Origin of the sequence: Pelagibacterium sp. 26DY04 (genome assembly GCF_031202305.1) — a bacterium.
Taxonomy (GTDB): domain Bacteria; phylum Pseudomonadota; class Alphaproteobacteria; order Rhizobiales; family Devosiaceae; genus Pelagibacterium.
Window position 1 is genome coordinate 2,930,258 of record NZ_CP101731.1, and the last position, 18,789, is coordinate 2,949,046.

Below are 18,789 nucleotides of genomic sequence, written 5' to 3' on the forward strand. Positions count from 1 at the left end.
TTGCGAATGATTGTCATATTCACCCACAGCTCGAACATCCCTGCGAGGTTTCATGCCGTACCGACTCGCCCTTACTTTGGGGCTCTCCCTTCTCGCCGTTGCACCCGTCCAGGCCCAAACCCCGCTTTCAGTGGTTGCAACCATCGGCATGATTGGCGACATCGCCCAGACGGTAGGCGGCGATTGTGTGACGGTGCAGACCATGATGGGGCCGGGCATCGACCCGCACCTCTACCAGGCGACGGCGCGCGACGTGCAGACGCTCAACCGCGCCGGCCTGATCCTTTATTCCGGCTATGGGCTCGAAGGGCAGCTCGGCGATGTCTTCGCCCGTTATTCCGAGCGCGTGCCGACCCTTGCCGTTGCAGAAGCGGGGATCGCGCAAGAGGACCTGATTGCGACGGACGACGCCTATGGCGTTGATCCGCACCTTTGGATGGACGTTTCGCTCTGGGCACAGACCGTGCCCGCCATTGCCGACCAGCTCACCGCACTCATCCCCGATTGCGGTCCGGCCATCGCCGCCAATGCAGAAGCGTATCAGAGCCAGCTTGCGGCGTTGCACGGCTGGGCGACAGAGGCCATTACCTCGATCCCCGAGGGCCAGCGCATCCTGGTCACCGCCCATGATGCCTTTGCCTATTACGGCCGCGCCTACGGCATCGATGTTGCCGGCATTCAGGGCATTTCCACCCAGTCGGAAGCCGCGATAGCCGATATCCGGCAGACCGCCGACCTGATCGTGGAACGCAACGTGCCGGCGATCTTTGTCGAATCCACCATCAATCCGCGCACGATCCAGGCGGTGATCGAGGCGGCGCGGCAAGCGGGCCAGGAGGTGGAGATCGGCGGCGAGCTCTATTCCGACGCCATGGGGGACGCCGGCACCGCAGGGGGAACCTATATCGGCATGATCCATTCCAACACCACCGCCATCAGCGGGGCGCTCGGCGGCACGCCGCCTACCCTGCCCGATGAGCTTTCAGATTGGGCGCAGCAATGGTCCCTCAACTAGAAAACGGCCTGCACGAGCCCGGCCTTGCGGTCCATGTGGAAGACCTCACTGTCTCCTACCAATCCAAGCCGGTGCTCTGGGACATCGATTTCGATATCCCGCCAGGGGTCATGGCGGCGATCGTCGGGCCGAACGGGGCGGGTAAATCGACGCTGATCAAATCCATCCTCGACCTGGTCAAGCCCACCGCCGGCCACGTGACCATTCATGGCCGCCCCTATGCCCGCCAGCGGCGCAAGGTGGGCTATGTGCCGCAGCGTTCAAGCGTGGACTGGGACTTCCCTACCACCGCGCTCGACGTGGTGACCATGGGGCTTTACGGCCAGCTCGGCTGGCTGCGACGCCCTGGCCGCGCCGAGCATGAGCGTGCCTTGGCAGCGCTGGCGCGAGTGGGCATGGACGATTTCGCCGACCGGCAGATCAGCCAGCTTTCCGGAGGCCAGCAGCAGCGGGTTTTCATCGCCCGGGCACTGGTGCAGGACGCCGACGTCTATTTCCTCGATGAGCCCATGGCTGGGGTGGACGCCACTACCGAGCGGGCAATCGTCAAGATCCTCCACGCCCTTCGCGATGCCGGCAAGACGGTGATCGTCGTGCACCATGACCTTCAGACGGTGCGCGACTATTTCGACTGGATGGTGATCCTCAACGTGCGCGTGATCGCACAGGGGCCGGTTTCGGAGGTTTATACGCCCGAAAATCTGCGCCGCGCCTATGGCGGCCAGATTGCGCTGATCGATCGGGACGCGACGCTGCAGGCGGCCGACTGATCATGTTTTCGCTGCTGGCCGACTACACAATCCAGAACGTGATGATCGGCGCCGCCCTGCTCGGCATTGTCTCGGGCGTTCTGGGCAGCTTTGCGGTGTTGCGCAAGCAATCGCTTCTGGGCGACACGCTCTCCCACGCCGCTCTGCCCGGCATCTGCATCGGCTTTCTGGTTGCTGGCACGCGCAGCCTTCCCGCCATTCTCATCGGCGCTTTGCTGACCGGGGCGCTTGCCGCGCTGATCGTGTTGGCGCTGACCCGCAGCACGCGGCTCAAGACCGATGCCAGCCTGGGGATCGCGCTGTCGATCTTTTTCGCACTCGGGATCGTGCTGCTCACGTTTATCCAGAACGCCGGCAGCGCCGCCCAGGGGGGGCTCGAATCCTTTCTCTTCGGACAAGCCGCAGCCATTCTGCGCTCGGATCTTTACGTCATGGGCGCCATTGCCCTGCTCGCGCTGGCGCTGGTCCTTTTGTTCTGGAAGGAGTTCAAGCTCGTCACCTTCGATCCCGCCTATGCGCGCACGCTCGGCCTGCCGGTGCTGGCGCTCGAGGCGGCGTTGACGACGATGATTGCGCTTGCCGTCGTCGTGGGACTGCAAATGGTTGGCGTGGTGCTGATGGCGGCGATGATCATCGCCCCGGCAGTTGCCGCGCGCCAGTGGACCGACCGGCTGGGCGTGATGGTGGGACTCGCCGCCCTCTTCGGCATGGCCTCGGGATTGTTTGGGGCTCTGGTCAGCGCCACCGGACGCGGTCTGGCCACCGGTCCGCTGATCGTTCTCGCCATATCTGCGATCGTCGCCCTGTCCCTGTTGTTCGCACCCGGGCGCGGACTGATCTTTGCCGCGATACGCCAGCGCGAGAACTCGCGGCAATTGCGCAGCCGGCGCGTGCTCTCGACGCTCTATCGCCTCGCCGCGGAGCATAGCGACCCGGCCTATCCTGCCGAGCAGCGCATGCTCGACGCCTATCACGGGGCGGGAACCGCATCGGCGCTCAAGCGCCTGGAGGATCGCGGTCTGGTGACAGGCACACGCCACCACCCGGAGCCGACGCCCCATTGGGTGCTGACGCCCAAGGGCATTGCCGAGGCTGAGGCTGAACTCGCGCCCGGAGGAAACGTTCAATGAACGCAATGCTTTCGGCCTTTTTCGACAGCCCCGATGCGATGGTCATGCTCACCGGAGCGCTGGTCGGCATCGCCGCGTCACTCCTTGGCACGTTCCTGGTCCTGCGCGGCGCCTCGATGCTCTCGGACGCCATCTCCCACTCCATCGTTTTCGGCATCATCGTGGTCTGGATGCTGACCGGGCAGGCATCCGGCCCGGTGCAGATCATCGGCGCCGCGCTGACCGGGCTTTTGACGGTGTTCCTTACTGAACTGCTCACCGCCACGCGGCGCGTCAAGGCCGACGCGGCGATCGGGCTGGTGTTCCCGGCGCTGTTTTCGATCGGCGTGCTGCTTATCAACCTTTTTGCCCGCGACGTCCATATCGACGAGCACACGGTGCTTCTGGGCGAGATCGGCTTCGTCTGGCTCGATACCTATGAGATCGGCGGCTATCTCGTGCCGCAGGCCGTGGTGTGGATGGGCGTTATGGCGCTGGTCAACCTCGCCTTCGTCGCGGTGCTTTTCAAGGAACTCAAGCTTGCGACCTTCGACGCGGCGCTGGCCCGCGCCCTGGGCTTCGCGCCGGCGCTGCTGTCGTACGGGCTGCTGGCACTGCTCAGCGGCACGGCCGTCGCTGCGTTCGATTCCGTCGGCGCGATCCTGTTCATCGCCTTCGTCATCGTCCCGCCTTCGGCGGCTTATCTGCTCACCGACCGGCTTTCAATGATGCTGGTCATCGGGGTGGCGGTCTCGATCGTCTCGGCAATCGCCGGATATTGGCTGGCCGTATGGTTTAACGTTTCCATCGGCGGCATGATGGCGGTGATGACCGGGGTGTGCTTCACGCTCGCCCTGGCATTTGGCCCGCGCTACGGCATGCTGGCGCAATGGGCGCGCCAGCGGGCGCGGCTGGGCGAGAATGCGGCCCGGACGCTTGCCGTGCATCTCTTCAATCACGAAGACGATCCACAGGCGAGCGAGGAAAACGTCACGGCGGCTCTGCGCGAACATCTGCACTGGTCGCCGGCCAAATCGCGCGACGTTCTCGCCAGAAGCCTTGCCGAAGGGCTGGTAACGCGCGCGGGCGAGCGGCTCATCCTGACCGACAAAGGCCGGCAAGCCGCCCGCGACGTGCTCGAGCCATGGGCGCGCGGTGACCGGGCAATCAAGGCCTGAGCTGGGGCAGATCCTTGTAGAGCTCCAGCGCCTCGGGGTTGGCGAGTGCCGTGGTGTTCCTGACAGGGCGCCCGTGGATGGTGTCGCGCACCGCCACTTCGGAAATCTTCCCCGACCGGGTGCGGGGAATGGCGGCAACTGCGATGATTTTGGCCGGCACGTGCCGCGGGCTGGCACCCGAACGGATGCGGGAGCGGATATTGGCTTCAAGGTCTGGGGTCAGTTCGCCCTCACGCAATTTGACGAACAGGATGACACGCTGATCGCCATCGATATCCTGGCCCACCGCTATGGCTTCTTCGACTTCGGGCACCGTTTCCACCTGCCGATAAATCTCGGCCGTTCCGATCCGCACCCCGCCCGGATTGAGCGTCGTGTCAGACCGACCATGGATGATAAAACCACCGGACGGGCGCTTTTCGACGAAATCTCCGTGCGCCCACACACCCGGAAAGCGTGAGAAATAGGCGTCCGCATAGCGCGAGCCGTTGGGATCGCCCCAGAACATGACCGGCATGGAAAGATGGGCGTTGCGGCACACCATTTCGCCCGGCACGCCGGAAACAGGGTTGCCCGCGTCATCGAGCGTATCGACGTCCAGGCCCAAAAGCGCACACTGCAATTCGCCTCGCCGCACTGGCAGCAAGGGATTGCCGCCCAAAAAACACGCGCAGATATCGGTGCCCCCCGAGATCGAGGCCAGGTGTACGTCAGTTTTCCAGTCGCGATAGATGTAGTCGAAGCTTGTGGGGATGAGCGGCGAGCCCGTGGACAGGATGAGCTTCAAATTCTCGAGCCTGTGGCTCTCTTTGGGCCTCAGCCCGGCCTTGAGGCAAGCATCGATATACTTGGCGCTGGTTCCGAAAATGGCGATATCTTCGGCATCGACAAGATCGATGAGCCGGTCGGGGTCGGGATGGAAGGGATTGCCGTCATAAGTGACCAGCGTTGCGCCCAAAGCCAGACCGGTGACCTGCCAATTCCACATCATCCACCCGCAGGTGGTGAAATAGAAGAACTTCTCGCCCGCCCGGATATCGCAATGGAGCACAAGTTCCTTTTTGTGCTGGAGCAGCAGACCGGCGGCTGAATGGGTGATGCATTTGGGCTTGCCGGTGGTGCCGGAAGAAAAAAGGATGGCAAGAGGGGCTTTGAACCCCATGCGGAGAAAGGCGATTTCGGTTGGAGTGAACGGAGATAGCCAGGCCTCAAGGGGGACGCAGTCGAGACCGGCAAGCGACTCGGGGACCTCATCTGCGACGATGACGATCCGTGAAAGTTCCGTGCCCTCGGCAACGGCCCGGATCGAGGGCGCCACGTCTATGGTCTTGCCTGCATAGGAGTAACCCGGCACTGCGATAAGGATTTTCGGCGCGATCTGACACAGCCGGTCACTGGCGCCGGCCGGGCCGAAATCGGGCGAACAGGACGACCAGATGGCACCGATCGAAGATGTCGCGAGATAAGCGATGATCGCTTCGAGATCATTGGTGACGATGGCTGCCACCCGGTCGCCCTCGCCGACCCCTTCCGCCGATAGCGCCTGTGCGAAGCGCGATACCTGATCGTAGAGTTGCCGCCAGCTCAACGTCCGGCGCGTGCCGTCGTCGCGATGGGCGATGATGGCGAGGCCATCGTCACGGCGGCGCAGCAGGTTCTCCGCATAATTGAGACTTGCATCGGGAAAGAACTGCGCATCGCGGATATCGTCTCCCGGAACGAAAGCGCGCTCGCCTTTTTCGCCCACGATGTCGAGATGGTCCCAGAGCGCGGAGTAGAACGCTTCCGGCTCGCTGACCGACCAGGCGTGCAGCGCCGCATAGTCATCGGGCTCGGCACCATGGAGATGCGCCGTCGCCTCGGCGAAGTGCCAGAGGGCCGAAGCGTGCTTGCGCGCATCATCGGCTTTCCAGAGAACGCCTCCGGTTTCCATCATTGACGCTCCACGCACATGGCGACGCCCATGCCTCCGCCGATGCACAGCGTCGCCACACCGCGCCGCACGTCGCGCCGCGCCATTTCGTGCAGCAGCGTCACCAGCACCCGCGCGCCCGAAGCTCCGATTGGATGGCCCAGAGCGATCGCACCGCCATTGACGTTGACCTTCTCCGGATCGATCCCCAACTGACCAACAACCGCAAGACTTTGCGCGGCAAAGGCTTCGTTGGCCTCCCAAAGCTCCACCTCCCCGGCGCTCCATCCGGCCTTTTCCAGCGCCCGGCGCGAGGCCGGTACCGGCCCAAGGCCCATTACGTTGGGGTCGAGCCCTGCCGTCGCCCAACTCGCGATCCGCGCCATGGGCGACTTTCCGTTTTCGGCGAGAGCTGCTTCCGACATCAACACCAACGCTGCCGCGCCATCATTGATGCCCGAGGAATTGCCGGCGGTGACCGTTCCCTCCTTTTCAAAGGCGGGACGCAGCCTGCCCATGCTTTCAAGATTGGCATCGTGGCGGATGAACTCGTCTTCGGTCACGACAGTTTCGCCCCTGCGCCCGCTGATGGTGATCGGCACGATCTCATCGGCGAACCGCCCGGCCCGCTGCGCAGCCGAAGCGCGTTGTTGGGACCGGTGCGCGAATTGATCCTGCTCTTCGCGGGTAAGCCCGCATTGGCGCGCGACGTTTTCGGCGGTGACACCCATCGCCATCTTGCCAAAGGCGTCGGTCAACCCGTCATTCATGGCCGTATCGACAAAAGTTACCTCCCCGAGCCTGGCGCCCGAGCGCAGATGCGCCGCATGGGGCGCCCGGCTCATGGATTCCTGCCCGCCGGCCACCACAATTTCGGCGTCCCCGAGCGCAATCTGCTGGGCAGCAAGAGCAACGGCACGCAGGCCAGAGCCGCAAACCTGATTGACGATGAATGCCGTCGCAGCATCGGGCAACCCCGCCAGCCGGGCTGCTTGCCGCGCCGGATTCATACCTGCGGCGGCCGTAAGCACCTGCCCCATGATCATCTCATTGACCCGCTCTGGCGCCACCCCAGCATCAGCCATGGCGGCGCTGACAGCAATGGCTCCCAATTGATGAGCGGCAAGGCTCGCAAGCGCGCCGTTGAGCGTTCCGATCGGCGTGCGGCGGCCGGCGACGATAAAAACGCCTTCTGCCATGGACATCCTCCTCCAAGATGACGAAGCAGATTGTACAGCTTGCGCTGGCGCGGCAACGAGACGTATTTCTACGTCATGGAACCCAACCGCCTCGCCTTCGCACTCGAAGAATTGCCCATCCCTCTGGTTTATGCGACGCATCGCATCATCAGGCAGACCAACGCCGCCTTTGCCGGCCTGTTCGGATACAGGCCCGAAGAACTTGCTGGGCGCAGCTTCACCATTCTCTACCCCGAGCTTGCCGATTTCGTGATGGTGGGCGACCTCTGGCGGGCCAACTTCGCCGGAGGCCACATCTATACCGACGAACGCATCATGCGCTGCCGGGACGGCACGCGGTTCTGGTGCCGGGTGCGAGGGCGATCGATGAGCAAGGCCGACCCGTTCTCGCGGGCGATCTACTGCTTCGATCCCCTGCCCCGCCCGGTCGAGACCGGCGAAGATGTGCTGACCCCGCGCCAGCGCCAGATCGTGACGCTCGCCTCCCAGGGCAAAACCAATGCCCAGATCGGCGGTGAGTTGGGACTTTCACCGCGCAGCGTGGAAACCCATCGATACCGCATGATGCGGCGGCTCGGCCTGCGCAACAGCGCCGAACTCATTGCTTGGTTCGCAGGGCTCAGCGGATCAGGATTGCCCGAAAATCATTGACGTTTGTGCCGGTTTGGCCGGTGATGAACAGATCGCCGATGGCCGAGAACGCCGTCCACGCATCGTGCCGGCAGAGCGCCTTTTTCGGATCGACGCCTGCGCCGCGCATGCGCGACAGGCTGTGCCCATCCGCAAAGGCGCCAGCATTGTCCTCGGACCCGTCGATCCCATCGGTATCGGCGGCCAGGGCATGCACGCCCTCACACCCCTCGATGCCGCGCGCCAGCGAAAGCAGGAATTCCGTGTTGCGACCACCCCGTCCATACGGCCCTTCGGCGAGCGTCACCGTGGTTTCCCCGCCCGAGAGCATCACGACGGGCTTTTCGAACGGTTGATCGAAACCGGCCACCTCGCGCGCCATTGCAGCATGCATGCGGCCGATATCCTTGGCCTCGCCCTCGATGGCATCCGAGAGCACCACGGGCGTTATGCCCATGGATCGGGCAAGATCGGCGGCCGCATGCAGCGAGGTCCGGGCCGAGGCGATGATCACGGCGCTGTTGCGCGCAAGATCGGGATCATCGGGCTTTGGCGCAATGGCCGCGGGCGAGCCGAGATGGGCCATGACCTTCTCTGGAAGGCTCATCCTGTATTCGGCGATGATATCGAGGGCATCCTGCGGCGTCGTTCCGTCCGGGACCGTGGGTCCAGAAGCCACCATCGCCGGATCGTCGCCCGCCACGTCGGAAACCAGCAACGAAACCACTCGTGCCGGCGCAGCCGCCTTGGCCAGCCGGCCGCCCTTGATGCCCGAGATGTGCTTGCGCACGACATTCATCGATCCGATCGGCGCTCCCGAACGCAAAAGCGCGCGATTGACGGCGATCTCGTCTTCAAAGCTCAACTCACCTCCCGGCAGCGGCAGCAGGGACGAGCCGCCGCCCGAGATCAGCGCGATCACCAGATCGTCCGGGGAGAGGCCCGACACCGCATCTAGCAAGGCGCGAGAGCCCGAAAGCCCTGCCTGATCGGGCACCGGATGGGCGGCCTGCACGACCCTGATGTTCCTGGTGGGCGTCACCTTGCCGTGACGGTCGATGACCACCCCCTCGAGTGGTCCATCCCAAAGGCTCTCGAGCGCTGCGGCCATGCGGCTCGCCGCCTTGCCGGCACCGACAACCACAGTGCGGCCTTTGGGCGGTTCGGGAAGATGGGAGGCGATCGCATCACGCGGATCGGCCGCCTTGACGGCGCAACGAAACAGAGCGGTCAGAAACGTCCGCGGATCGATATCCGTCATCAAACCCCCGAAATGCCGGTTTTATAGAGACTATCAGACTTGACCGCTTTTGCCACGTCACAAGAGCAAAAAGCCCCGATCACCGATAGGTCAGCGAACAAGGATCGCCCGGAAATCGTTGACGTTGGTGTAGGTGGGACCGGTCATCACCAGCCGGCCAGCCTGCTGGAAATAGTTGTACGCGTCATTGCGGTCAAGAAAGGCCGCGGCATCGGAATTGCCCGCCGGCTCGCGCGAAAGATCGAACCAAGCCCCGGCATTGTCCTCGGTCCCGTCGATCCCGTCCGTATCACAGGCGATGGCGGCGACTTCGCGATGCGGCCGCAGCGCAAGATAGAGCGCCAGCAGGAATTCGGTGTTGCGTCCGCCCCGCCCGATGGCCTCCGGCCTGAGCGTCACCGTGGTTTCCCCGCCCGAGAGCAGCACGCATGGGGCGACGAATGGCGTCTGATACTGGATGATCGAGCGCACCATGCCCGCCATGGCAACGGCAACTTCGCGCGCTTCCCCCTCGATCGCATCGCCCAGGATGATGGGCGCAATCCCCATGCGCTCGGCCTCCCGGCTGGCCGCATCGAGCGACATACGAGGCGTTGCGATCATGTGCACAATGTTTTGCGGCGTCTCCTCGGACCTGCCGGCATTGTCGAAAAGCACCTTTTCGGCGTGCGGAGGAATCTCGATGCGGAAGCGGCGCAGGATGGCTCGGACCTCCTCGAGATCATTGTGGGCGATGATCGAGGGACCCGAGCCGATGGTCGCCGGATCGTCGCCGGGAACATCGGAAATGATGTAGGTGACGACTTTCGCGGGCGCCGCCACCAGTGCGAGCTTGCCGCCCTTGACCGCCGAAAACGCCTTGCGCACCGCGTTCATTGCGCTGATAGGGGCGCCCGAGCGCAACAATTGACGGGTGATCTCCTGTTTGTCGGCGAGCGAGATACCATCGGCGGGCATTGTGAGCAGCGAGGACGCTCCGCCCGAGACCAGGACGACAACCAGATCGTCCGGCCCTGCGCCTCGCGCCAACTCGACGATCTCACGGGTGGCGGTCAGCCCGGCATCGTCCGGCACCGGGTGGGCGGCTTCGACGATCCTGATATGCCGTGTGGGCACGGAATGGCCGTAGCGCGTGATGACAAGGCCTTCGCAGTGAGCCTGCCAGGCATCTTCGAACGCCTTGGCCATGCGGGCCGAAGCCTTGCCCGCGCCAAGCACGATGGTACGCCCTTTGGGACGCTCGGGCAGCAGGTTGTCGAATTTGCCGTCGGGCAGAGCCGCTTCCAGCGCCGCATCGAACAGCCTTTTGAGCACCCGCTCGGCATCAAGATTGTCAATCTCGTCCGCAGCAAGCATCGCCCGGCCCTCCCTTACTCCTCGAAGCGCCCCACTGCCCCGGCTTACCACCGAAAGTTCTTCCTTGTGGGGCGCGCCGTTACTCGATTCAGGCGATCTCGTGATCGGCCTGCATTTCCAGTGCCCGGATCAGGGCCGAGTGATCCCAGGCACGCCCGCCATGGGCAGCGCAGGCGCTGAACAATTGCTGGCAGAGCGCAGTGGCCGGCAGCGAAATATCGAGCTTGCGGGCGGAATCGAGCGCGTTGTTAAGGTCTTTCTGGTGCAGTTCGATGCGGAAACCAGGATCGAATGTGCGCTTGACCATACGTTCGCCGTGGACTTCGAGAATACGCGAAGACGCAAATCCGCCCATCAGGGCCTCGCGTACCCTTGCCGGATCGGCACCGGCCTTTGAGGCAAAGACCAGTGCTTCGGCCACCGCCTCGATGGTGAGGCCCACAACGATCTGGTTGGCGATCTTTGCGGTTTGCCCATCTCCCACTTCGCCGACGCGGGTAATGTTTTTGCCCATCAGCTTAAAGAGCGGCAGCACGGCATCGAAATCGGACTGCGTGCCGCCGACCATGATCGAGAGCGAGGCCTGCTGGGCGCCTACCTCGCCGCCGGAAACCGGCGCATCGAGATAGCCGCATCCCTTTTTGGCGACCCTGGCGGCAAACTCCTTGGTGGCGATCGGGGAAATCGAGCTCATATCCACCACGATCTTGCCAGCAGACAAGCCCTCGAAAAGACCGCCGTCGCCGAACAGAACGGCCTGGACATGGGGGGTATCCGGGACCATGACGATGATGACATCGCTCTTTTCGGCGACGGCGCGGGAGGACTCGCAAGCCTGAGCCCCCTTTTCGGACAGCACCTGAGGAACCTTGACCCGGTCGTAAACGAACAGCGTATGGCCGGCATCGAGCAGATGGCCGGCCATCGGCGTTCCCATAATTCCGGTTCCGATGAATCCGATGTTCATGATTCACTCCTTCTTGCCGTCCGAGCGCGTGATGAGGGTGTAAGTTGCCGGCCGCGACGCGGCGACCGAAAAAAGGTGAGGCGCCCCGGCGTTCAGCCGGGACACCTGGGGAGGAACGGTTATTCCGCGCGGGCGGTAGCTTCGGCTTCCGCTTCAGCACCGCGACGGATCAGCGACATCTCGTTGCCCGCCTGGAAACAGGTGAAGCCTTCACGCTCGGCGCGCCAGCGCAGAGGACCGCAGACCTGCAGGCCATTGGACGTGGCCGCATCAAAGACACGGTCGACGATCGACTCATACTCGGGAGTGCCCTCGGCATAGCCCGAGAAGTTGCCAAGATCGCCACTGGCGATCATCAACGCATCGAGCCCTTCGACTTCGGCGATGTCGTAGACCTCTTCGACGCCTTCCATTGTCTCGATCATGGCGATCACGACGATGTTGTCGTTGAGCGTGGCGCGGTAGCCGCCCTCGACGTCCTCATACATACCCCAGCGCTGCCCGCCGCCCTGGCTGTGACGACCAACTGGCGGGAATTTGACCCAGGACACTGCCTCGCGGGCTTCGTCGGCGGAATCGATAGTCGGATAAACGATTACCATTGCGCCCGAATCCAGCGCATGTTGGGCTTCACGCTCGTCGGTATAGGCCAGGCGGATGCCGTGAGCGGCCTCTGCGTCCGGGCAGGAGGCGAACATGCGCGCCACCGATTCCCAGCTCGTCGCTTGGTGCTGCATCTCGACCCAGGTGAAGTCGTAGCCAGCATTGGCGGCGGCACAATATGTCCGCGGATCGGTAGCATCGATGGTGACCCCGACGAGATCTTCGCCCGCTGTGATCTTCTGCTTGGCGGTGTTCCAGACGGGAACCTCACCCTCAATGACATCTCGAGGGCCGTACTCCCATTCGGACGCGAGAAACTCACTCTCCTGAGCCAAGGCACCGCCTGCCACCGTGCAGGCCATGAGCGCCGATACCGCCGCCTTTGTAAAAATACCCATTTCTCTCTCCCTTCTTCCTTTTCAGGAATTCTGATAACGACCTAAAACTTTTCGATATCAGCAATATAGTCAAATACAAACTGACGTTATTTCGTAGTATAAATTGATGATTTATATTATACTATCATATCGAGTTCTGATTAATCGATGAGATTGCTGAAGAACTCACGCTCGCGTTTTTCGAGTTGCGGCACGATGCGGCCGGAAATAATCCGCTCGAAATGCGGAGTACGCCTGTGGGCATCGGCGGCCGGCTCGTCGACATAGACCTCACAAAGCAGGAACTGGTTGGGATGCTCGTTCGATTCCCAGACCTGATAGCTGATGCAGCCTGGCTCGGATTTCTTGATCTCTTGCGCCATCTCCTTGAGATCGGCCAGCACCTGGTCGCGGTGCCCATCCTTTATGAAGTAGCGAGCGGTCATCAAAATCATCTGGTCACTCCCTTGGTGCGATTATTCGATTGCCACTCCCAAAAATAATTGTCAAAGTATATTTGTTTTATACTATCGTGGTATCATAATACTAATTGTTTTCCTGTTGACCTTTACTGTCATTTCTTCAAGACTTGTTTACAGCCCGCTCCCGGCACGGCCGTCGGTGAGGTGGAGGCATCGTTTTTTTGGAGGAGTGCAGAGATGAATTATTTCCGGTTGTTCCGCGGGGCTGCTCTGGTTGGCGTCGCAGGCTTTGCCTTTGCGGCAGGCTCGGCCCAGGCCCAGACTGTCTGGCGCATCAACGTGTCCATGCCCCAGGACGGTCACCACGGCATCGCCATCGATACGTTCGCTGAGGAAGTCGAGCGCCTGACCGAAGGTCGCTACCAGATCGAGACCTTTTATGCGGGCTCGCTGGGTGGCGAACGCGAATCCATCGAAGGCGTCCAGCTCGGCACGCTCGAACTGACCTTCACCTCGACGGGCCCTGTACCCAACTTCGTGCCCGAGCTCTCGATCCTCGACATTCCGTTCCTGTTCCGCGACTACGACCATGCCCGCGGCGTGCTCGACAGCGAGATCGGCGACGAACTGCTTACGCGTTTCGAAGCGCATGGCATCAAGGGGTTGGCCTGGGCCGACAATGGCTTCCGCCATATGACCAACGACGTCCGGCCGATCGAGGCGCCCGAGGACCTCAACGGTCTCAAGCTCAGGACCATGGAAAGCCCGGTCCATATCGCCGCCTATCGCGAGTTCGGCATCCTGCCCACCCCGATGCCTTTCCCGGAAGTCTTTGCGGCCCTGCAGCAGGGCGTTGTCGACGGGCAGGAAAACCCGCTTTCGGTGATTGAATCGAATAATTTCGATGAGGTTCAGCAGTACCTTTCCATGACGGGGCACGTGTTCTCGCCTTGTGTTTTCCTCATGAACCTCGATCTCTGGAACGGTCTGTCGGAAGAGGATCAGGCCCACTTCGTCGCAGCGGCCCAGGCCGGCGCGGCGGCCAACCGCGAGCGCGTGGATGCCGACGAAGCCACGGCCATCGAATCGATGCGCGCCGATGGCATGGAGATCATCGAGGATCTCGACCGCGAGGCGTTCATGGAAGCTCTGGCCACCGTCAACGCCCAGTTCGAAGAAGAATTCGGCGCCGAGGAAGTTCAGGCCATCCGCGATTGGCAGCCCTGATCGGCACCAGCCTCCGCATTGAAATAGGCGGGCGTCCACGGACGCCCGCATGTGTCCGGCTCACATCTTAAGGACGGTGCTTATGCAACCGGTCGTTTCTGCGTTCCTGGCAATCGACAGGGCGCTCAACAGGATCATCGCGGTGATCGCTGTGCTTGCGCTCGCGACAGCCGCCTGTTTGGGACTGCTTCAGGTGGTTTCACGCTTTGCCCTGAAAATCCCGCTCGAATGGACAGAGGTCACCATTCGCATCGCGCTCGCCTGGATGGTGTTCGTCGGTGCCGCGCTGGTGTTCCGCGCCGGCGCGATGATCGCCGTCGATATGGTGCGGCATATGGTGCCTCAGCGCTTCAAGCGCCTCCATGATGGCTTCATCACTCTGGTTACGCTGGGGTTTCTCGGGTTGCTCGGTTACTGGGGCTACATCTACGCCAATCGAAGCGCCACCCAGACCCTTTTGGGGCTCGATTTCATCTCGGTTTACTGGGCCTACATCTCGATCCCCATCGGATGCCTGTGCTCAGCCATCGCCGTAATCGCCCGATTCATCGAACACGAGCCGGTTTCTGACGAAGAGCAGGAACTCGAGCTGGTCCAGTAAGGTAATTTCGCTATGGCTGTCGTTATGCTCGGAGTGATGCTCCTGGGCTTCATCCTCTCGATTCCAGTGGCGGTTTCGATCGGCGTGGCCAGTGCGGTCGGACTGGTGATCACCAATACCAACCTGCTGATCCTGCCCAAGGAAATCTATACAGCGATCGATAAATTCCCGCTCGCGGCGATCCCGTTCTTCATTCTCGCCGGCACCATCATGGAACGCGGCGGCATTTCCCTGCGGCTGGTCAATTTCGCAAAGTCGCTGGTGGGCGGCATGCAGGGCGGTCTTGCCGCCACTTGTGTTTTGACCTGCATGATGTTCGCCGCGGTCTCGGGCTCATCCATCGCCACAACTTTCGCTATCGGCGCCATCCTGATTCCCGCTCTGGTCCGCGAAGGCTATCCACGGCCCTATGCTGCGGCGCTGCAGGCAAGTTCGGCCGAGTTGGGAATCATCATCCCGCCCTCTATTCCACTCATCCTCTATGGCGTTTCGACCGAAACCTCGATTGGCGAGTTGTTCGTAGGCGGCATCGGGCCGGGCATCTTCGTGGGCGTCATGATGATTATCGCGGTGCTGATCCACGCGCGCATGAACCGCTTCGGCAAGGTGGCCAAGGAAAACCGGCTTCCGGTTCTGCGCGCCGCGCTCGAGGCATTGCCGGCCCTCGCCCTGCCCGTGGTGATCCTGGGCGGAATCTATTCGGGCATCACCACCCCCACGGAAGCTTCCGTGATCGCGGTCTTTGCAGCCCTGATCATCGGCATGTTCATCTACCGCGAGATCGGCATAAAGGACCTCTATCCGATCTTTTACAAATCGGTGGTCTCGACGGTGATGATCATGATCATCATCGCCTGCGCCGGGCTCTTCTCCTATCTCATTACACGAGCCGGCGTTCCCAACGCCATCGGCAACTATCTGAGCACCACGCTCAGCGATCCGATCCTGTTCCTGCTCGCCGTCAATGTCGTGCTGCTCTTGATCGGCATGTTCGTGGAAACCAACTCCTCGATTCTGGTGCTCTCGCCCATTCTGGTTCCAGTCGCTGTGTCCATGGGCATCGATCCGGTTCATTTCGGGCTGATCATGACGGTCAACCTCGCCATCGGCATGGTGACCCCGCCGCTCGGCGTCAACGTTTATGCGGCCTGTACCGTGGGCAATGTGGCGTTCGAGAAGGTCGTGCCTAAGCTGCTGCCGTTCCTGGGGATAATGGTTCTCAACCTACTGGTGGTCACCTATGTGCCGGAGATCACCCTCTTCCTGCGCGATCTGTTCTACAGCCGGTAACAACCGATCGCAGCAGAAGGGGCCTCCCCATCCGGAGGCCCCTTTTTGCTGTCTTGCCCGTAAAAAAGGGAAGCCAGAACAGTGGCTTCCCCTTTGCGTGTTCAGGCTCGCGCCTCAGTTGTCGAGAGGCTGGCCCGTTCCTTCGAGGTCGAGCGGCAGGGAAATAACCACCGGCGCATCGGCCAGGCCGAACCTGGCATTCTCGATGCTCTCGCGGATCACCTCCGACATCGCCTGGCCAGCCCCATTGGGATTGCCGTCGCGGATTTCGGCAAGCACCAGTGCGTGCCGGTTGATCGAGCGCTTGAAGCGCTCGTCATTGTCGATAGGCGCGCTGATGGCAAAGGCGTTGAGAATGCAGGCCTCGATGATCGAGGAAAATGTTTGCATGAACGGATTGCCCGAGGCGATCAGCACCTCCTGGTGAAACACCAGATCGGGCTCGGCATAGGTCTTGCGCGTATGATGCGGCTTATCCATCAGATTGAGCGCATATTGCATGCGCTCGATGTTGAGCGGGGTCCGCCGCAGCGCAGCCTGCGCCGCCGCAGCCGGCTCGAGTGCCTGACGCACTTCGAAGATCTTGCGCAAAAAGCCGTTGTCGACGCCAAGCTCGATGCGCCAGCTCAGAACCTGGGGATCATAGAGGTTCCAGTAGCTCTCATTGAGCACCCGCGTTCCGATCTTGGTTTTGGAGACGAGCAGCCCCTTGGCCGCCAAGGTCTTGATCGCTTCGCGCAGGGCCGTCCGCGACACCGTATACTGGTCGATCAGGTCACCCTCGGGGGGCAGGAGCGAGCCGGGCGGATATTCGCCGCGCAGGATTCGCATCGCAATATCCCGGGTGATCAGCGCGTGCGCCGATTTGATCGGCCCGTGCAGCAATCTGGGCAACACGGCCACGTCCTCGGAATGAATATCCTTATGCATTACCATCATCATTCTCCTCCAATCATGATGCGGCAAGTCGGTGGAACCGGCGGCTCCCCGATTGTCTACTCCCTCGCGGCTAGGACATCTGCCCAGCCCCGTTCCCGGCCTCCTCTCGTTTAAAGCTGATGGTGCAAGCGGCTTATGAGTGCCGCGATCAAGCCGATTGGCCCGCCGATTGCCAGAAACCTGGATCGGTTTTGCATCGTTTGTATGCCGGACGAACACTGTGCCCATCGATACACAGAACGGTCAACTGCTGCCGGATTAATAGTATTAAACCCAACAACGATTTGTCCGACTTTGCGGCGCGACCGGAAATCCTTGCAAAACCGCAATGATCGCTAAATAACTGGCATCTGTTACGGCTGACGCACAGGCTGTGACGAAGCGTCACATGCGCTCGATGGTTCCGGCCACCTCGTCGATAAGCCGTGCTGCTTGGAGAATCTTCTTTTCGTCGAACCCCGGCTTGCCGGCTGCCGCGACCAGAACCTGGCGGAGATTGCCCATCGCGCGCCGCAGTGGCGCCGGATCGGCGCGATCCTTGGCTTCGGCCAAGACGGCGATCCGGGCGAGCGCGGCCTTAAGAGGCTCCTGATTGTCTGCCAGGTGAGCCCGACCCGCCTCGGTAATCGCAAAGCTCTTGCGCGCGCCTTCCGCTTCGACCTCTTCGATCAGACCGATTTCGAGCAGCAGGGAAAGCGTAGGATAGATCATGCCGGGGCTCGGTGCATAAACGCCGCCCGAGCGGGATTCAATTTCGCGGATCAGTTCATATCCATGCCGGTTCTGCTCGGCGATAAGATCGAGAACGACCAGTTGCAACTCGCTGGCGTCGAAAACCCGGCCACGCCGGCCGCCGCGAAACGATCCACCATGTTCTCTCCCGAAATGGCGGCCACGCGGCCCGAAATCACGTCCATGCATGCGGAACTCCTTTCAAGACACGTATAAGATATATCTTGATTGTGTCTTAAATTCAAGCCGAGGTCAATCGCGGAGCTGACGCTGGGCCCAAAGCCGCTGCCGACGCGAGCGGATCTGCCGCGTGAATTCGCCCATGGTCCGCACAATCCAAGTGCCGTCCCGGTTCTCGAAATGGAACGGGCGCTCCGCGCCTACCACGAGATCCTCGGAGGCATAGTCGGCAAAAATCCGCACGAGCAACACCGGCTCCTCATGGTCGGCGAGATCGAGGCCATGCAAATCCCGGTTGGCCTGTGCCACGCGATCGAGCAATTCAGAGAAATTGCCGATGGGCATATAGTCACCCGAACGCATAGGCCCCTGCCGCGTCCGCTGGCGCGGGTCAGGCGGCACCTCGTCGCCGTCGCGCAGCACCATATCGGTAACGAAGGTATCCCATTTGCCTGAACGCGACTCGAACCCCACTTGGATCGCTTCGATGTAGATGGGCTCACTGCTCATGTTCGAAATAAAGCACGCGGCGCTGAGATCGCGTCCCACCGCCTTGTTGATGACGATCTTGGGCTGAGTCTGGCGCCTGTACTGGCGCAGGAAAGTCCCCAGATAGACCAGCCATACCAGCAGCATTCCGATATTGGCCGCTGCCGAGATGATGCTGCCATGAGTTGCCAGCCATTCAAGCACATCTTTCTCCATTTCGAGGGATGAAGCGGGCCGGAACAGGCCGGCCATCCCCAACGCGACCATGAAGGCAGAGGTTCGGAGGCCAACCTGCGTTAAAGCGCTTGACTCTCCCAGCGGTTAGCCCAGCCAGGCAGTAACACACGTTATGGCAACCTCATCCCTCGTGCGCCAGGGATGATGATGATGATGAAGTCAAAGAAGCCTTTGTTCCCGCTGATTCTCTTTGACTGAGGCGCCGATTGAAGGCTCACACGCCGATACACGCCGCCCCGACCGCCGGGAACTCCCCCTCCTGCCGCTGACTTGGGAGAGCATCACCACGGTCACG

18 protein-coding genes are annotated in these 18,789 nt (G+C 61.8%); 8 read left to right on the plus strand and 10 right to left on the minus strand.

Going from position 1 to position 18,789, the window contains the following annotated elements; all coding sequences use genetic code 11:
* Positions 1–52: 52 nt before the first annotated feature.
* From NO932_RS14480 to NO932_RS14495, 4 genes are read left to right on the plus strand one after another with little or no spacing between them, the layout of a single operon-like run.
* Positions 53–1,015 carry a metal ABC transporter solute-binding protein, Zn/Mn family gene (locus NO932_RS14480; RefSeq protein ID WP_309207990.1) on the plus strand — a complete coding sequence of 321 codons (963 nt, stop codon included), beginning with the start codon at positions 53–55 and terminating at the stop codon, positions 1,013–1,015.
* Positions 1,000–1,785 carry a metal ABC transporter ATP-binding protein gene (locus tag NO932_RS14485; protein WP_309160277.1) on the plus strand — a complete coding sequence of 262 codons (786 nt, stop codon included), beginning with the start codon at positions 1,000–1,002 and terminating at the stop codon, positions 1,783–1,785. Before NO932_RS14480 ends, NO932_RS14485 begins: the two co-directional genes overlap by 16 nt.
* A gap of 2 nt (positions 1,786–1,787) precedes the next feature.
* The gene (locus tag NO932_RS14490) at positions 1,788–2,915 is read left to right on the plus strand and encodes a metal ABC transporter permease (RefSeq protein ID WP_309207991.1); all 1,128 of its coding nucleotides are present in this window, start codon (positions 1,788–1,790) and stop codon (positions 2,913–2,915) included.
* On the plus strand, positions 2,912–4,072 hold the full coding sequence (locus tag NO932_RS14495) for a metal ABC transporter permease (RefSeq protein WP_309207992.1): 1,161 nt from the start codon (positions 2,912–2,914) through the stop codon (positions 4,070–4,072). Before NO932_RS14490 ends, NO932_RS14495 begins: the two co-directional genes overlap by 4 nt.
* On the opposite strand, the gene NO932_RS14500 is transcribed toward NO932_RS14495, so the two are convergent.
* Together NO932_RS14500 and NO932_RS14505 are read right to left on the minus strand one after the other, a co-directional pair.
* Positions 4,062–6,005, minus strand: a complete 1,944-nt coding sequence (locus tag NO932_RS14500) for an acetoacetate--CoA ligase (RefSeq protein ID WP_375142887.1) — start codon at positions 6,003–6,005, stop codon at positions 4,062–4,064. The two genes, NO932_RS14495 and NO932_RS14500, sit on opposite strands and share 11 nt — an antisense overlap.
* Positions 6,005–7,183, minus strand: coding sequence for an acetyl-CoA C-acetyltransferase (locus NO932_RS14505; protein ID WP_309207994.1), 1,179 nt, complete (start codon positions 7,181–7,183; stop codon positions 6,005–6,007). The genes NO932_RS14500 and NO932_RS14505 overlap by 1 nt, the downstream gene beginning before the upstream one ends.
* A gap of 30 nt (positions 7,184–7,213) precedes the next feature.
* Here NO932_RS14505 and NO932_RS14510 point away from each other — a divergent pair, with 30 nt between their 5' ends.
* The gene (locus NO932_RS14510) at positions 7,214–7,834 is read left to right on the plus strand and encodes a LuxR C-terminal-related transcriptional regulator (protein WP_309207995.1); all 621 of its coding nucleotides are present in this window, start codon (positions 7,214–7,216) and stop codon (positions 7,832–7,834) included.
* Here the strand turns inward: NO932_RS14510 and NO932_RS14515 are convergent.
* The 5 genes from NO932_RS14515 to NO932_RS14535 all read right to left on the minus strand — a co-directional run bounded on the left by NO932_RS14515 (position 7,803) and on the right by NO932_RS14535 (position 12,832).
* Positions 7,803–9,074, minus strand: a complete 1,272-nt coding sequence (locus tag NO932_RS14515; protein ID WP_309207996.1) for a glycerate kinase — start codon at positions 9,072–9,074, stop codon at positions 7,803–7,805. The genes NO932_RS14510 and NO932_RS14515 overlap by 32 nt on opposite strands.
* 90 nt (positions 9,075–9,164) lie before the next feature.
* Positions 9,165–10,430, minus strand: a complete 1,266-nt coding sequence (locus tag NO932_RS14520; protein WP_309207997.1) for a glycerate kinase — start codon at positions 10,428–10,430, stop codon at positions 9,165–9,167.
* Between the two features lie 88 nt (positions 10,431–10,518).
* Positions 10,519–11,397 (minus strand): 2-hydroxy-3-oxopropionate reductase, encoded by an 879-nt coding sequence (locus NO932_RS14525; RefSeq protein WP_309207999.1) that lies wholly within the window; start codon positions 11,395–11,397, stop codon positions 10,519–10,521.
* A 119-nt stretch (positions 11,398–11,516) separates the two neighbouring features.
* Positions 11,517–12,398, minus strand: a complete 882-nt coding sequence (locus NO932_RS14530; protein ID WP_309208000.1) for an aldolase/citrate lyase family protein — start codon at positions 12,396–12,398, stop codon at positions 11,517–11,519.
* A 140-nt stretch (positions 12,399–12,538) separates the two neighbouring features.
* Entirely contained in the window at positions 12,539–12,832 is a 294-nt protein-coding gene (locus NO932_RS14535) for a putative quinol monooxygenase (RefSeq protein WP_309208001.1), read from the minus strand.
* A 204-nt stretch (positions 12,833–13,036) separates the two neighbouring features.
* Here NO932_RS14535 and NO932_RS14540 point away from each other — a divergent pair, with 204 nt between their 5' ends.
* The 3 genes from NO932_RS14540 (at position 13,037) to NO932_RS14550 (ending at position 15,917) form a co-directional block, all read left to right on the plus strand.
* Positions 13,037–14,026, plus strand: coding sequence for a TRAP transporter substrate-binding protein (locus tag NO932_RS14540; RefSeq protein WP_309208002.1), 990 nt, complete (start codon positions 13,037–13,039; stop codon positions 14,024–14,026).
* 82 nt (positions 14,027–14,108) lie between these two features.
* Complete coding sequence (locus tag NO932_RS14545) at positions 14,109–14,627, plus strand: TRAP transporter small permease (protein ID WP_309208003.1); 519 nt, start codon at positions 14,109–14,111, stop codon at positions 14,625–14,627.
* A gap of 12 nt (positions 14,628–14,639) precedes the next feature.
* Positions 14,640–15,917, plus strand: coding sequence for a TRAP transporter large permease (locus NO932_RS14550; protein ID WP_309208004.1), 1,278 nt, complete (start codon positions 14,640–14,642; stop codon positions 15,915–15,917).
* 114 nt (positions 15,918–16,031) lie between these two features.
* Here NO932_RS14550 and NO932_RS14555 read toward each other — a convergent pair whose 3' ends face one another.
* From NO932_RS14555 to NO932_RS14565, 3 genes are all read right to left on the minus strand, one after another.
* Complete coding sequence (locus tag NO932_RS14555; protein WP_309208005.1) at positions 16,032–16,847, minus strand: FadR/GntR family transcriptional regulator; 816 nt, start codon at positions 16,845–16,847, stop codon at positions 16,032–16,034.
* A 393-nt stretch (positions 16,848–17,240) separates the two neighbouring features.
* On the minus strand, positions 17,241–17,777 hold the full coding sequence (locus NO932_RS14560) for a PadR family transcriptional regulator (protein WP_309208006.1): 537 nt from the start codon (positions 17,775–17,777) through the stop codon (positions 17,241–17,243).
* A 63-nt stretch (positions 17,778–17,840) separates the two neighbouring features.
* Positions 17,841–18,461, minus strand: coding sequence for a hypothetical protein (locus tag NO932_RS14565; RefSeq protein ID WP_309160261.1), 621 nt, complete (start codon positions 18,459–18,461; stop codon positions 17,841–17,843).
* Between the last annotated feature and the right edge of the window lie 328 nt (positions 18,462–18,789).